The organism is Pantoea sp. alder81, assembly GCF_020179835.1.
GTDB lineage: Bacteria > Pseudomonadota > Gammaproteobacteria > Enterobacterales > Enterobacteriaceae > Pantoea.
In genome coordinates this window covers 17104-30943 of record NZ_JAIUDA010000012.1, presented here as the reverse complement: position 1 = coordinate 30943, position 13840 = coordinate 17104, and the positions used below count along the sequence as shown (strand labels likewise).

12 protein-coding genes are annotated in these 13840 nt (G+C 54.9%); 5 read left to right on the top strand and 7 right to left on the bottom strand.

The features are described 5' to 3' along the window. Positions 1 to 417 precede the first annotated feature (417 nt). On the top strand, positions 418 to 657 hold the full coding sequence (zapB, locus tag LBW88_RS23795) for a cell division protein ZapB (protein ID WP_034823745.1): 240 nt from the start codon (positions 418 to 420) through the stop codon (positions 655 to 657). Positions 658 to 710: 53 nt separating this feature from the next. Here zapB and rraA read toward each other — a convergent pair whose 3' ends face one another. The 6 genes from rraA to priA form a co-directional block, all read right to left on the bottom strand. After that, positions 711 to 1196, bottom strand: coding sequence for a ribonuclease E activity regulator RraA (rraA, locus tag LBW88_RS23790; protein WP_034823742.1), 486 nt, complete (start codon positions 1194 to 1196; stop codon positions 711 to 713). A gap of 153 nt (positions 1197 to 1349) precedes the next feature. Next, positions 1350 to 2687 (bottom strand): HslU--HslV peptidase ATPase subunit, encoded by a 1338-nt coding sequence (hslU, locus tag LBW88_RS23785; RefSeq protein WP_224934972.1) that lies wholly within the window; start codon positions 2685 to 2687, stop codon positions 1350 to 1352. A 5-nt stretch (positions 2688 to 2692) separates the two neighbouring features. Then, entirely contained in the window at positions 2693 to 3229 is a 537-nt protein-coding gene (hslV, locus tag LBW88_RS23780; protein WP_100701986.1) for an ATP-dependent protease subunit HslV, read from the bottom strand. 205 nt (positions 3230 to 3434) lie between these two features. Continuing rightward, positions 3435 to 4322 carry a cell division protein FtsN gene (ftsN, locus tag LBW88_RS23775; RefSeq protein WP_224934969.1) on the bottom strand — a complete coding sequence of 296 codons (888 nt, stop codon included), beginning with the start codon at positions 4320 to 4322 and terminating at the stop codon, positions 3435 to 3437. A 170-nt stretch (positions 4323 to 4492) separates the two neighbouring features. Next, on the bottom strand, positions 4493 to 5530 hold the full coding sequence (cytR, locus tag LBW88_RS23770) for a DNA-binding transcriptional regulator CytR (protein WP_224934967.1): 1038 nt from the start codon (positions 5528 to 5530) through the stop codon (positions 4493 to 4495). A 167-nt stretch (positions 5531 to 5697) separates the two neighbouring features. Beyond that, a complete protein-coding gene (gene priA, locus LBW88_RS23765; RefSeq protein ID WP_224934965.1) occupies positions 5698 to 7896 on the bottom strand; it encodes a primosomal protein N' in 2199 nt (732 codons plus the stop codon). Positions 7897 to 8117: 221 nt separating this feature from the next. Here priA and rpmE point away from each other — a divergent pair, with 221 nt between their 5' ends. After that, a complete protein-coding gene (rpmE, locus tag LBW88_RS23760; protein WP_084935629.1) occupies positions 8118 to 8333 on the top strand; it encodes a 50S ribosomal protein L31 in 216 nt (71 codons plus the stop codon). A gap of 76 nt (positions 8334 to 8409) precedes the next feature. Here rpmE and metJ read toward each other — a convergent pair whose 3' ends face one another. Then, positions 8410 to 8727, bottom strand: coding sequence for a met regulon transcriptional regulator MetJ (metJ, locus tag LBW88_RS23755; protein ID WP_007885403.1), 318 nt, complete (start codon positions 8725 to 8727; stop codon positions 8410 to 8412). A gap of 277 nt (positions 8728 to 9004) precedes the next feature. Here metJ and metB point away from each other — a divergent pair, with 277 nt between their 5' ends. The 3 genes from metB (at position 9005) to metF (ending at position 13713) form a co-directional block, all read left to right on the top strand. Next, a complete protein-coding gene (metB, locus tag LBW88_RS23750; RefSeq protein ID WP_224934963.1) occupies positions 9005 to 10165 on the top strand; it encodes a cystathionine gamma-synthase in 1161 nt (386 codons plus the stop codon). Between the two features lie 2 nt (positions 10166 to 10167). Next, a complete protein-coding gene (locus LBW88_RS23745; RefSeq protein ID WP_224934961.1) occupies positions 10168 to 12600 on the top strand; it encodes a bifunctional aspartate kinase/homoserine dehydrogenase II in 2433 nt (810 codons plus the stop codon). 216 nt (positions 12601 to 12816) lie between these two features. Further along, complete coding sequence (gene metF, locus LBW88_RS23740; RefSeq protein ID WP_224934959.1) at positions 12817 to 13713, top strand: methylenetetrahydrofolate reductase; 897 nt, start codon at positions 12817 to 12819, stop codon at positions 13711 to 13713. The last annotated feature ends 127 nt before the right edge of the window (positions 13714 to 13840 follow it).

Below are 13840 nucleotides of genomic sequence, written 5' to 3'. Positions count from 1 at the left end.
GTATTCCTGAAGCGAGGTTAAATTTTATCAGTTTTTGTTCTCAATCCATGAGTCACCCAGCTCTTATGTAGGGCTGATGTGAATTTATCGTTAACGAGCATAAACGAGAAATAGCGAAATCGAAATATGTGTACTCCGTCATAAAAATGCGCGTTTTCGCGTCTTTTACCTTTCTTTAAGGCCCATTAACCCTGCTTTACCTAAGTCCAATACCGTGACCGCGCGCAAAAATGCGCGATCGTGAGCGTTTTTTTAAGCATTAACTGAAAAGTGTTACAGACTGCCCTTGCAGGCCTTGTGCCGCTGGACTTGCGGGGTGTGGCTACATACAATCGGGACATCGTGGCTGGACGCACCATAACAAGGCAGTCCCAGCACCATCAACGCCTTGCAAGAGATTTAGGAGAGGTCATAAAGATGTCATTTGAAGTGTTCGAGAAACTGGAAGCGAAAGTACAGCAGGCGATTGATACCATCACCCTGCTGCAGATGGAAATCGAAGAGCTGAAAGATCAGAATAATACGCTGCGCAATGAAGCCAGCCAGGCTTCCGGCAACCAGGATGCACTGGTGCGTGAAAACCAGCATCTGAAAGAAGAACAGCACGTGTGGCAGGAGCGTCTGCGTGCACTGTTGGGAAAAATGGAAGAGGTTTAAGCGTCTTTGCTTAAACCCATGACGGGTGCTGCGGCACCCGTTTTTGTTATGGTTTACTCGATATCGAGGGCGTCTTCCGACAGAATGATGCCGGTGTTATCCGCATAAAGGTGGTCTCCCGAGAAGAAGGTCACACCGCCAAAGTTTACGCGCACGTCACTTTCGCCAATACCTTCACCCGCAGCACCTACCGGAATTGCCGCAATCGCCTGAATACCAATTTCCAGCTCTTCCAGATCGTCAACCTGACGAACGGAGCCGTAAATCACCAGTCCTTCCCACTCGTTTTGCGCCGCCAGCCGCGCCAGTTGCGCATCGACCAGTGCACGACGTACTGAGCCGCCGCCATCAATCACTAACACGCGACCCCGGCCATTCTCTTCCAGCAGATCGTAAAGCAGGCCGTTGTCTTCGAAACATTTCACTGTGGTGATTTGCCCACCGAATGAGGTGCGTCCGCCAAAATTGGAAAAAAGCGGTTCAACCACGTTCACTTCTTCATGGTAGATGTCACAGAGTTCGGAAGTATCGTATTTCATGAGGGTATCGTCTGTTTGCCACAGGAGCGGTAAGTATATCGCTATCTGACGATTGTTGGCAAAATCATCACCCGCTAAAAAAAGCGCTGCATCAATATCCTGCGTAAAAAAATGCCCGGCACAGTGGCCGGGCAGCGGATAACGATGGAACCTTTACAGAATAAAGCGGCTGAGATCTTCGTCGGCCACCAATTCATCCAGATGCTTGCCAACGTATTCAGCATCAATGGTGACGGAATCGCCGTTGCGATCGCTGGCGTCATAAGAGATATCTTCCATCAGACGCTCAAGCACGGTGTGCAGACGACGTGCGCCGATGTTCTCGGTGGTTTCGTTCACCTGCCATGCGGCTTCAGCAATGCGACGGATAGCGTCTTCAGTGAAATCAATATTCACTCCTTCGGTGCCCATCAGCGCTTTGTACTGTACGGTCACAGACGCGTTTGGCTCAGTCAGGATACGTTCAAAGTCATTCACGGTCAGTGCCTGCAGCTCGACACGAATCGGCAAACGGCCCTGCAGTTCTGGAATCAGATCTGACGGGCTCGCCACCTGGAACGCGCCAGAAGCGATAAACAGAATGTGGTCGGTTTTCACCATGCCGTGCTTGGTGGACACGGTGCAGCCTTCCACCAGAGGCAGCAGGTCACGCTGTACACCTTCGCGTGACACATCCGGGCCGCCGGCATTCTGGCCGCCGCGCTTACAGATTTTGTCGATTTCATCGATAAACACGATACCGTGCTGCTCAACGGCTTCGATGGCGTCTTGCTTCAGTTCTTCCGGATTCACCAGTTTTGCCGCTTCCTCTTCGATCAGCAGCTTCATGGCTTCTTTGATCTTCAGTTTGCGCGCTTTCTGCTTCTGACCGCCGAGGTTCTGGAACATCGACTGCAGCTGGCTGGTCATTTCTTCCATGCCTGGAGGGGCCATGATTTCAACACCGGCCGATGATGCCGCCAGATCGATCTCAATCTCTTTATCGTCCAGCTGGCCTTCACGCAGTTTCTTGCGGAATGACTGACGGGCAGCAGAGGGTTCTGCGTTCTGTTCAGCCTGACCCCAGTTGTTTTTCGCCGGTGGGATCAGCACATCAAGAATGCGCTCTTCCGCCATCTCTTCGGCGCGGTATTTGTTCTTCTCGATAGCCTGGCTGCGTACCATCTTGATGGCGGAGTCGGTCAGGTCACGAATAATCGAGTCGACTTCCTTACCGACGTAACCCACTTCGGTGAATTTCGTGGCTTCAACTTTAATGAATGGTGCGTTGGCGAGCTTTGCCAGACGACGCGCGATTTCGGTTTTACCGACACCGGTCGGGCCAATCATCAGAATGTTTTTTGGCGTGACTTCATGGCGCAGCTCTTCATCGAGCTGCATGCGACGCCAGCGGTTACGTAGGGCAATCGCCACGGCCTTCTTAGCGCCGTCCTGGCCAATGATAAAGCGGTTAAGCTCGCTGACAATCTCGCGGGGAGTCATCTCAGACATGATGTTTAGTCCTTAGCCTTAGACGGTAATTCTTCGAAGTTGATGTTGTGGTTGGTGTAGATGCAGATATCGCCGGCGATGTTCAGCGCCTTCTCAACGATATCGCGGGCACCAATGTCGGTGTTCTCGAGCAGGGCGCGCGCCGCTGCCTGGGCGTAAGGACCGCCAGAACCAATAGCAATCAGGTCATTTTCAGGCTGGATAACGTCACCATTACCGCTGATGATCAGCGAAGAGTTTTCATCAGCAACGGCCAGCAACGCCTCAAGACGACGCAGCATGCGATCGGTGCGCCAGTCTTTAGCCAGCTCGACCGCTGCTTTCACCAGGTGACCCTGGTGCATCTCTAACTTGCGCTCGAACAATTCAAACAGGGTGAAGGCATCTGCGGTGCCGCCGGCAAAACCAGCGATCACTTTATCGTTGTAGAGACGACGCACTTTCTTCACGTTGCCTTTCATCACGGTGTTGCCGAGCGTAGCCTGGCCATCACCGCCAATCACGACACGGCCGTTGCGTCGTACACTTACTATTGTTGTCACGGGCAGACCCCTTGTTGCAGTGGAAAAGGAACTTCGCGCACAGAGCACGAAGTATCATGCAACCAGATATGGGGTAGGTTTGGAGGGTTTCAACCCCGAGATTTGTCTTACTTGATATTGCAGATGCGTTAGCGAGGTGCGCTCACCCCTGTCACTTACTGATGTAAGCTCAGGGGATTCACGCACTTGCCGCGAGGCGAATGACTTAAGGTAAAGCGAGAGGAATGCAGCTTCCGTGTCCGGAGCTGTGTAAGCGTTTGACAGTGCTGTCAGCGCTGCTGCGGTCTTTGAACGGCCCGATAACTACGCGATTCCAGCCACCGCCGGTGGTAATGCGACTCTCAAAACCTTCAAAGGCCAGGCCAGCACGCACAGACTCTGCCTGATCGGTTCCTTTGAACGATCCGCACTGCACCATCCAGCGCTGCGAAGCGGCTTTCTCTTCCGGTTTCGCTTTTGCCGTTTCCTGTGGTTTCGGCTGTTGCACCGGTTCACGCGTTATTGGTGCAGGCTGCTGCTGACGCGTTGCCTGCTGTTGCTGCAACTGCTGTTGGCGCTGCTGCTGTTGTAACTGTTGTTGCTGGCGCTGTTGCTGTTGTTGCTGTACCTGCACCTGCTGCTGACGTTGCAGGGTTTGCTGGCGCTGCGCCGGAGTTTGTTCGTTCCACGGCACTTCATTCAGCTGCGTCGGTTGCTGGCGCATATCCGCCTGCATCTGCTCAAGCAGTTGGCGCTGCTCATCCGTCAGCTGTGCTTGTGATTGCACGCCACCACCTGCAGAAGGCTCCGTCGGCGTCGGCACGGTTATCTGGCGATTTTCCAGCTCTTTGATGTACTTCCAGCGCTCTTCCGGCTTAGGCGGAAGGCCGTTGCCGTTGGCTTTATGATTCGGAATGACCTCAGTCTCTTCTTTTTTATGATGAGAGATGAACCATAAACCACCGGCAAAGGTGACCAGCACGGCCACGGCCAGTACTATCATCAACTTTGAAGTGCCGGAGCCGCCTTTGCTTTTCTTGCTGCGGCCCGCTGCGGGTTTTTTGCGACGCGTCCCTGTTGAACGCCCGCGGCCTACATAATCTCTCTGTGCCACTTTCGTTCTGATACCCTTCAAAAAAATGCCAATGGGCGAAACCCTAATTGAGACGGGTGTAAATGTTCTGTTAATTGCCCGGCAATGAATGCGTCATGTTACTCAAGGGCTGGAACTTTGACCAGCACAGTCTGCCTTCAGAATCCGCTGAAAATGCACTGAAGCCTAGACTATTTTTCCCGTTTTGTGGCGGGAGCGGTGCTTCCACGCACGCGTAATTCCGCGTCGAGTAAACGTGAGCCGTTGTTGACACGTTTGCCCTGCAGTTCATCCAGCAACAGCAACATCGCCTCGCGACCAATGGCAAATCGCGGCTGTGCCACGGTGGTGAGTGGAGGATCGTAATACTGCGCCAGTTCGATATCGTCGAACCCCACCACGGAAAGATCCTGTGGAATGCGCATGCCCAGTTTTCGTGCCTGATTCATCGCACCCAATGCCATCAAATCACTGTGACAGAAAATGGCTTTCGGTGGCTGCGGTAAGCTCATCAGCTGTTTTAGCGCATTGGCACCAGCTTCAAAGGTGAAATCACCGTGCACAATCATCGTGGGATCAATAGCGATACTGCTGCGACGCAGAGCCTGAATGTAGCCTTGTAAACGATACTGGCTGAGCGGGATATGTTCTGGCCCGGTAATGCAGGCAATCTGGCGATGACCGAGTTGCAGCAGATGATTGACCGCTTCAAATGCCGCTGTCAGGTTATCAATGTGAACGGTAGGCAGGGCCATTTCCGGGGCGAATTCGTTGCCCATCACCATTGGCGGCAGGTTACGCTGATCTTCAATTCCCGCATCGAAAGGCAGTTGTGAACCCAGAAGCACCATGCCATCGATTTGGCGCGTCAGCATCAGGTTGAGGAAGGTTTTTTCCTGCTGATCCTGATGTGCGCAGTCGCCAATCAGCACCAGATAGCCCTCCTGCGCCGCTGTGACTTCGACGCCACGAATGATTTCGCTAAAGAAGGGATCGCAGATGTCCGGCACTATCACCAATATGGTTTGCGTTTCGCCGCGCTTGGCATTGCGCGCCAGCCCGTGTGGCGCATAGCCGACATCAATAACCGCTTGTTCTACTTTCTGCCGGGTGGCAGCCGAGACTTTTTCCGGGTTCATCAGCGCGCGAGAAACCGTGGCGGTAGACACGCCAGCTTTCTCGGCCACATCTTTCATAGTGGCAGCGGATGAAGGTTGCTTCTGGTCCAACGTATAACTCCTGACGCGGTACAGCGCATTGATTTTCAGACATTGCCGGGCTTCAGCCGGGATGGGCACTATTGATAACCCAACGTCGGGTGAGGTTGTTACTTAATTTGCATAAAAATTGTGACTTGTGCGACTTTTTTCGATCTGGCTCGCAGATGTCATGCGGCCTAACTCTCGGTGGGATCGATATCCAGCGTCCATTTGATTTTGCGCGCGGCGGGCAGGGTAGAGATCAGCGGGAGCGAACTGCTCAGCAGCTGCTGCAGGCGTTTACGCGAGGGATGCTGAAGCAGCAGTTGCCAGCGCCAGCGTCCACTGCGTTTCGGTGCCAGCGCCGGAACCGGCCCCATCAGCCACATAGCCTCATCTTTGAGCGGGCTGGCTTCCAGTAAATTGCGCAGCTGCGTGAGAAATTCGGCTGCCTGCGTATTATCCATATCCTCCGCACGGAACAGCGCATGGCTGGTCCACGGCGGCAGCTGCACCGATTGGCGTTCCAGCAAGGTTTCTTCAGCAAAGGCGAAATAGCCGCGATGCAGCAGCGTCTGCAATAGCGGATGCTCGGGATGGTGCGTCTGCAATAGCACTTCACCCTGTTTGCCGGCTCGCCCGGCGCGGCCCGCTACCTGGGTATAGAGTTGAGCAAAGCGTTCGGCGGCGCGGAAATCGGCAGAGAATAAGGCACCATCGACATCCAGTAGAGAAACCAGCGTCACGTCGGGGAAATGGTGCCCTTTGGCCAGCATCTGTGTACCTACCAGAATGCGTGCACCGCCGCGATGTACATCCGCCAGATGCTGTTCCAGTGCGCCTTTGCGGCTGGTGGTATCGCGGTCAATGCGCGACACCGGCACGCCGGGAAAGAGCGTGCTGAGCTGCTGCTCCAGCTGTTCTGTGCCGACACCGACCGGCATCAGGTGCGTGGAACCACAACCCGGGCACTGGTTAGGCAGCGGGCGCTGGCTATCACAGTGGTGACAGCGCAGCTGGCGATGATGTTGATGCAACGTGTAATAGCTGTCGCAGCGTTGACACTCCGCTAGCCAGCCGCAGTCATGGCACATCAATGCAGGCGAGAATCCGCGGCGGTTGAGGAATAGCAATACCTGATTATCGGCCTGCAGGTGCTGGCGCATTTTGCCCAGCAATGCGGGCGCAAGTCCGCCTTTAAGCTGCTGGCCTTTAAGGTCGATCAGCTGCTGTAAAGCCGGTTTAGCATTGCCAGCGCGTTTAGTGAGATTGAGCTGTCTATACTTGCCGACGCGTACGTTGTGCAGGGTTTCCAGCGCCGGTGTCGCTGAACCCATCACAATCGGAATATCTTCTTCGTGGGCGCGGAACACCGCCAGATCGCGCGCCTGATAGCGCCAGCCTTCCTGCTGTTTGTAGGAGCTGTCGTGTTCTTCATCAATAATGATCACGCCTGGGCGAGCCAGCGGTGTGAACAGCGCTGAACGTGTACCGATGATAATCGCGGTTTCGCCACTGCGCGCCCGCAGCCACACCGCAAGACGTTCGCTGTCGTTGAGTGCCGAGTGCAGCACATCGATCGGCGCATCGAAGCGTTCACGGAAGCGAGCAATGGTTTGCGGTGTCAGACCGATTTCCGGCACCAGCACCAGCGCCTGTTTGCCGCGTGCCAGTACATTCTCTAACACGCTGAGATAGACTTCGGTTTTGCCCGAACCGGTAATGCCCGCCAGCAACCAGGCTGCATAATGATCGTCTTCGCTGCGCATCGCGCCTACCGCCATCGCCTGATCGGTATTAAGACGCAGACGATCGCCTTTGACGGCAAAGGTGGTGCGCCAGTCGTGCATCTGCGGCGCGTTTTCGCGCAGATCGCACAGCCCTTTGGCGCGCAGTGATTGCAGCGCTGCGTCAGTGAGATCCTGTTCGCTGACCTGATGGCGATACAGAGGCTGCTGGCGCAGTGCCGCCAGCGCCTGCTGCTGTTTCGGTGCACGTTTCAGGCTCTCCATCGCCACTTCACGGCCAGCGTCGTTGACCACCCATTGCCAAAGCGGTGCTTCCTGAGCGGGTTTGCCCTGGCGCAGCAGTACGGGTAACGCATGGCTGAGCACTTCGCCCAGTGGAGAGTGGTAGTAGCTTGCCGCCCAATGGAGGATGCGCCACAGCGCCGGAGAGAACAGGCTCTGATCGTCCAGCACGCTTTCCAGCGGTTTGAGCTGAGTCAGAGGCAGATCGCTGCTCTCTTTTATTGCCACCACAATGCCGATCATTTTGCGATTGCCAAACGGCACGCTGACACGCACGCCCATCACCGGCTGCGGCGCATCGGCGGGCAGCAGGTAGTCAAACAGGCGAGGCAGCGGAACGGGCAGGGCAACCTGAACAACGGGCATGTCGATCTCTATCCGGTTCTGTAATAAGGAGAAGTAGTGTACACGCTGATACAACCAGCGGGTATCTATCGTGACGATTTGCCTGATTCGGTTATTTTCTGTATACTATGCCGCCTTTGATGAGATCGCTCGTCAAAGATACACTTAATTATTAACCGCGTGTGGTGCTGTGCAGGTTCGCCTGGCATAGAGAGCGACACGGCCTTTTATGAGGTTCTCCCATGAAACAAGGTATTCACCCGAAATACGAAGCAGTGACCATCAACTGCTCTTGCGGTAACGTGATCAACACCCGTTCAACCATGACCGGCAGCCTGAACCTGGACGTGTGCGGCAAATGCCACCCGTTCTACACTGGCAAGCAGCGTGTTGTTGATTCTGGTGGCCGTGTAGATCGCTTCAACAAGCGTTTCAGCGTTCCAACCAGCAAGAAATAAGATTATTTGCCGTCGAATCTCCGGATTCGGAAGCAAGAAAAAACCCAGCCTTGGCTGGGTTTTTTTATTTCTGGACTCAATATTCCCAGCTATCGGGATCAATGCCCATCTCACGCATAATCTGTTTGGCTTCTTCTGGAATCTCATCGCTGCGTTCTTTGCGCAAATCGACATCATTCGGCAGAGGCTGCCCGGTGAAAGCATGCAAAAAGGCTTCGCACAGCAATTCGCTATTCGTGGCATGACGCAGGTTGTTCACCTGACGGCGCGTGCGTTCATCCGTTAAAATTTTCAGCACTTTCAGCGGGATAGAAACTGTAATCTTCTTAACCTGCTCGCTCTTCTTACCGTGTTCAGCGTAAGGGCTGATATATTCGCCGTTCCACTCAGCCATGGGTTACCTTAATCAATAAAAGTTGAATATGGGGAAATCCGTTGATTATGCCCGATTTTTCTGTGCCTGACCGCTTAAACTGCCGGTTTTATGCTTACGCATCGCTTTTCACAGGAAAGCGCGCTGAACACCAGGCGATGACGCGTAATTTTAGCGGGTATTGGTGATTTGCTCAATCTATACGCAAAGACATTTAGATGTCCAGATGTATTGACGTCTATGCGCTGAATGTTATCCTGTTGCCACTTCTTATTACTCTTCAGGAACAGTAAGCACCATGACGCGTAAACAGGCAACCATCGCAGTACGCAGCGGTTTGAATGATGACGAGCAATATGGCTGCGTTGTCCCACCGATTCATCTCTCCAGCACCTACAACTTCCTCGACTTCAATGAGCCGCGTGCGCATGACTACTCACGTCGTGGTAACCCTACGCGTGATGTAGTACAACGCGCGCTGGCAGAACTGGAAGGCGGTGCGGGCGCGGTATTAACCAATACCGGGATGTCAGCGATTCATCTGGTGACAACCGTGTTCCTGAAGCCGGGCGATCTGCTGGTTGCCCCACATGACTGCTATGGCGGCAGCTATCGCCTGTTCGATAGCCTGAGCAAACGCGGTGCCTATCGCGTGAAGTTTGTTGATCAGGGTGACAAGGCTGCTTTGGCCGCCGCGCTGGCCGAGAAACCAAAACTGGTGCTGGTGGAGAGCCCAAGCAATCCGCTGCTGCGCGTGGTGGATATCGCCGGCATTTGCCAGGCGGCGCGTGAAGCGGGTGCAATCAGCGTGGTGGATAACACCTTCCTTAGCCCGGCATTGCAGAACCCGCTGGCGCTGGGCGCTGATCTGGTGATCCACTCCTGTACCAAGTATTTGAATGGTCACTCCGATGTGGTCGCCGGTGCGGTGATTTCCAAAGATTCAGCCATGGCCACTGACCTTGCCTGGTGGGCAAATAATATTGGTGTAACCGGCGCAGCGTTTGATAGCTACCTGTTGCTGCGCGGACTGCGCACGCTGGCGCCGCGTATGGCCGCAGCACAACGTAATGCACTGGCGATTGTTGATTACCTGAAGCAACAACCGCTGGTGAAAAAATTGTATCATCCGTCTCTGCCGGAAAATGCCGGCCATGAGTATGCGGTACGTCAACAGCGTGGCTTTGGCGCGATGTTAAGTTTTGAAATTGACGCCGACGAAACGCGTCTGCGCCGTTTCCTCAAGGCGTTGGAACTGTTCACGCTGGCGGAGTCGCTCGGTGGTGTAGAGAGTTTGATTTCGCACACCGCCACCATGACGCATGCAGGGATGTCTGCGGAAGCGCGCGCGGCAGCGGGTATTTCGGAAACGCTGTTACGTATTTCTGTCGGAATTGAAGATCACGAAGATTTAATCGCCGATCTGGATAATGCATTCAGGATCGCAGCCGAGGGGTAAGCATGACGAGTTCAGCAGGCGCGGGAACGCCGACCAGGCAGTTGCACAAATTTGGTGGCAGTAGCCTGGCCGACGCGCGTTGTTATCAGCGTGTCGCCAGTATCATGGCGGATTACAGTCAACCAGGCGACTTAATGGTGGTCTCTGCCGCGGGCAGTACCACCAATCAGCTGATTAGCTGGCTTAAATTGAGCCAAAGCGATCGCTTATCCGCCCACCAGGTGCAACAGGCATTACGGCGTTATCACAGTGAGCTGATTGCTGCGCTGTTGCCTGCTGAATATGCTGAAACCCTGACCGCTGCGTTTATTCGCGATTTGGAACGTCTGGCGGCACTGCTTGACGGCTCTATCACCGATGCGGTGTATGCCGAAGTGGTGGGGCACGGTGAAATCTGGTCGGCGCGGCTGATGGCCGCCGTGCTGAGCCAGCGCGATATTGAAGCTGCGTGGTTAGATGCGCGTGACTTCCTTCGTGCGGAGCGTGCGGCGCAGCCGCAGGTCGATGAAGGCAAATCCTGGCCATTGCTGCAGGCGTTGCTGGCTCAACATCCGCACAAACGCCTGGTGGTGACCGGCTTTATCAGCCGCAGTGATGCGGGTGAAACGGTACTGCTGGGGCGTAATGGTTCGGATTACTCGGCGACGCAGATTGGAGCGCTGGCGGGTGCCAGTCGCGTGACCATCTGGAGTGATGTGGCGGGGGTTTACAGCGCGGATCCGCGCAAAGTCTCGGACGCCTGTTTACTGCCACTGCTGCGCTTAGACGAAGCCAGCGAACTGGCGCGTCTGGCGGCACCGGTGCTGCATACGCGTACCTTGCAGCCGGTTTCTAACAGCGATATCGATTTGCAACTGCGCTGCAGCTATCAACCGGAGCAGGGCTCAACGCGTATTGAGCGCGTACTGGCTTCCGGCACCGGCGCACGTATCGTCACCAGCCACGACGATGTGTGCCTGGTGGAGATTCACATTCCCGAAAACCATGATTTTAAAACGCAGCAGAAAGAGATCGATCTGCTGCTTAAGCGCGCGCAACTGCGTCCGCTGGCGATGGGAGTCCATCCCGATCGCCGTCTGCTGCAACTCTGCTATACCTCGGAAGTGGTCAATAGCGCCTTTAATCTGCTGCAGGATGCTGCGCTGCCGGGCCATCTGCAGTTGCGTGATGGATTAGCGCTGGTGGCATTAGTGGGTGCAGGCGTGACGCGTAACCCGCTGCACAGCCATCGCTTCTGGCAGCAAATCAAAGACCAGCCGGTCGAATTCGTCTGGCAGTCGGAAGATCACATCAGTATTGTCGCCGTATTGCGTGTGGGGCCGACGCAGCACTTAATCCAGGGTCTGCATCAGTCACTGTTCCGTGCGGAAAAACGCATCGGTCTGATGCTGTTTGGCAAAGGCAACATTGGCTCACGATGGCTGGAACTGTTTGCGCGTGAGCAGGAAGGCTTATCGGCGCGCACCGGCTTTGAATATGTGCTGGCGGGTGTGGCAGATAGCAGCCGCAGTCTGTTGAGCTACGAAGGTTTGGAAGCCAGCCGTGCGCTCGCCTTTTTTGATGACGAAGCGGAAGAGCGTGATGAAGAGTCGCTGTTCCTGTGGATGCGTGCCCATCCGTTCGATGATTTGGTGGTACTGGATGTCACCGCCAGCGCGCCACTGGCACAGCAGTATCTCGATTTCGCCAGCCACGGTTTCCACGTCATCAGCGCGAATAAAGTCGCGGGCGCATCCAGCAGCCAAACCTGGCGGCAGATTCGGGATGCGTTCGCCAAAACCGGTCGTCACTGGTTGTATAACGCCACCGTCGGCGCTGGTTTACCGGTGAACCACACAGTGCGCGATCTGCGTGAAAGCGGTGACAGCATTCTGTCTATCAGCGGTATCTTCTCCGGCACGTTGTCCTGGCTGTTCCTGCAGTTTGATGGCACGGTGCCGTTCAGTGAGCTGGTGGATCAGGCGTGGCAGCAAGGCCTCACTGAGCCCGATCCACGTGTGGATTTGTCGGGCCAGGATGTGATGCGCAAGCTGGTGATTCTGGCGCGTGAAGCCGGTTATGACATCGAACCTGATCAGGTGCGTGTTGAATCGCTGGTGCCAGCGGATTGCGAAGACGAATCCATCGACCATTTCTTCGAGAATGCCGATGAGCTGAACGACCAAATGCTGCAACGTTTCGAAGCGGCACAGGAGATGGGTCTGGTGCTGCGCTATGTGGCGCGTTTTGATGCCAACGGTAAAGCCCGCGTCGGTGTGGAAGCAGTCCGTCCGGAACATCCGCTGGCCGCACTGCTGCCGTGCGATAACGTGTTTGCCATTGAGAGCCGCTGGTATCGCGACAACCCGCTGGTGATCCGCGGGCCGGGTGCCGGTCGTGATGTCACGGCCGGCGCACTGCAATCGGATATTAATCGCCTCGCACAACTGCTGTAACCTGCCTTGTAACGCAGACGGTGGCCGCCGTCTGCGCTTTTTATCCCTTCGATTAACATGAAACACTCTCAACCTGGTTGAATATTTGTCACGCCTGTACATTAATTTTAAGTTGACGCATACGCGCGAATAGTTCATTTTGAGCATCTGGACGTCTAAACGTATGGATGTTCGCAGGCCGCAAGTTAATCAATATGTGACGACGAGGTAATCTGGATGAGTTTCTTTCACGCCAATCAGCGCGAAGCGTTGAACCAAAGCCTGGCTGAGCTGAACGGGCAAATTAATGTCTCTTTTGAATTTTTCCCGCCTCGCACCAGTGAAATGGAAGAAACCCTGTGGAGCTCAATCGACCGACTAAGCATCCTGAAACCGAAATTCCTCTCCGTGACATACGGTGCTAACTCCGGCGAACGCGACCGTACGCACAGCATCATCAAAGGCATCAAAGAGCGCACCGGTCTGGAAGCGGCTCCGCATCTGACCTGCATCGATGCCACGCGCGATGAACTGCGCGGCATTGCCCGTGACTACTGGGAAAACGGCATTCGCCACATTGTGGCGCTGCGCGGTGATTTGCCACCAGGCAGCGGCAAGCCTGAGATGTACGGCGCTGATTTGGTCGAATTGCTGAAAGAGGTAGGCGATTTTGATATCTCGGTAGCCGCTTATCCGGAAGTGCATCCTGAAGCGAAAAGCGCCCAGGCGGATTTGATCAACCTGAAGCGTAAGGTTGATGCCGGTGCTAACCGCGCTATCACGCAGTTCTTCTTTGATGTCGAAAGTTATCTGCGATTCCGCGATCGCTGCGTCTCGACCGGCATCGACGTGGAAATTGTGCCGGGCATTTTGCCGGTATCAAACTTCAAACAGTTACAGCGCTTTGCCACCATGACCAATGTGCGTGTGCCGGGTTGGATGAATGCGATGTTTGCCGGACTGGATGACGATCCAGAAACCCGCAAAATGGTCGGCGCTAACATCGCCATGGACATGGTGAAAATCCTGTCGCGTGAAGGGGTGAAAGATTTCCATTTCTATACGCTGAACCGAGCAGAGCTAAGCTACGCCATCTGTCACACTCTGGGTGTGCGTCCGGCTGCCTCGGCCTGATTATCTAAGATGGAATCACGATGAAGAGGGCCATGCGCCCTCTTTTATGTTGGGCAGTGCGTGTCGCGGAAAGAAGCGGCAATTACGTAAAGTCGCTGTCTCGTCCCTGATCGCTCGGCGTGCGCCA

What these genes read in the sequence shown, in the direction of transcription:
- metJ (WP_007885403.1), bottom strand. Translation starts at nt 8,727, where the DNA reads ATGGCTGAGTGGAACGGCGAATATATCAGCCCTTACGCTGAACACGGT.
- metF (WP_224934959.1), top strand. Translation starts at nt 12,817, where the DNA reads ATGAGTTTCTTTCACGCCAATCAGCGCGAAGCGTTGAACCAAAGCCTG.
- zapB (WP_034823745.1), top strand. Translation starts at nt 418, where the DNA reads ATGTCATTTGAAGTGTTCGAGAAACTGGAAGCGAAAGTACAGCAGGCG.
- LBW88_RS23745 (WP_224934961.1), top strand. Translation starts at nt 10,168, where the DNA reads ATGACGAGTTCAGCAGGCGCGGGAACGCCGACCAGGCAGTTGCACAAA.
- rpmE (WP_084935629.1), top strand. Translation starts at nt 8,118, where the DNA reads ATGAAACAAGGTATTCACCCGAAATACGAAGCAGTGACCATCAACTGC.
- rraA (WP_034823742.1), bottom strand. Translation starts at nt 1,196, where the DNA reads ATGAAATACGATACTTCCGAACTCTGTGACATCTACCATGAAGAAGTG.
- hslU (WP_224934972.1), bottom strand. Translation starts at nt 2,687, where the DNA reads ATGTCTGAGATGACTCCCCGCGAGATTGTCAGCGAGCTTAACCGCTTT.
- metB (WP_224934963.1), top strand. Translation starts at nt 9,005, where the DNA reads ATGACGCGTAAACAGGCAACCATCGCAGTACGCAGCGGTTTGAATGAT.
- priA (WP_224934965.1), bottom strand. Translation starts at nt 7,896, where the DNA reads ATGCCCGTTGTTCAGGTTGCCCTGCCCGTTCCGCTGCCTCGCCTGTTT.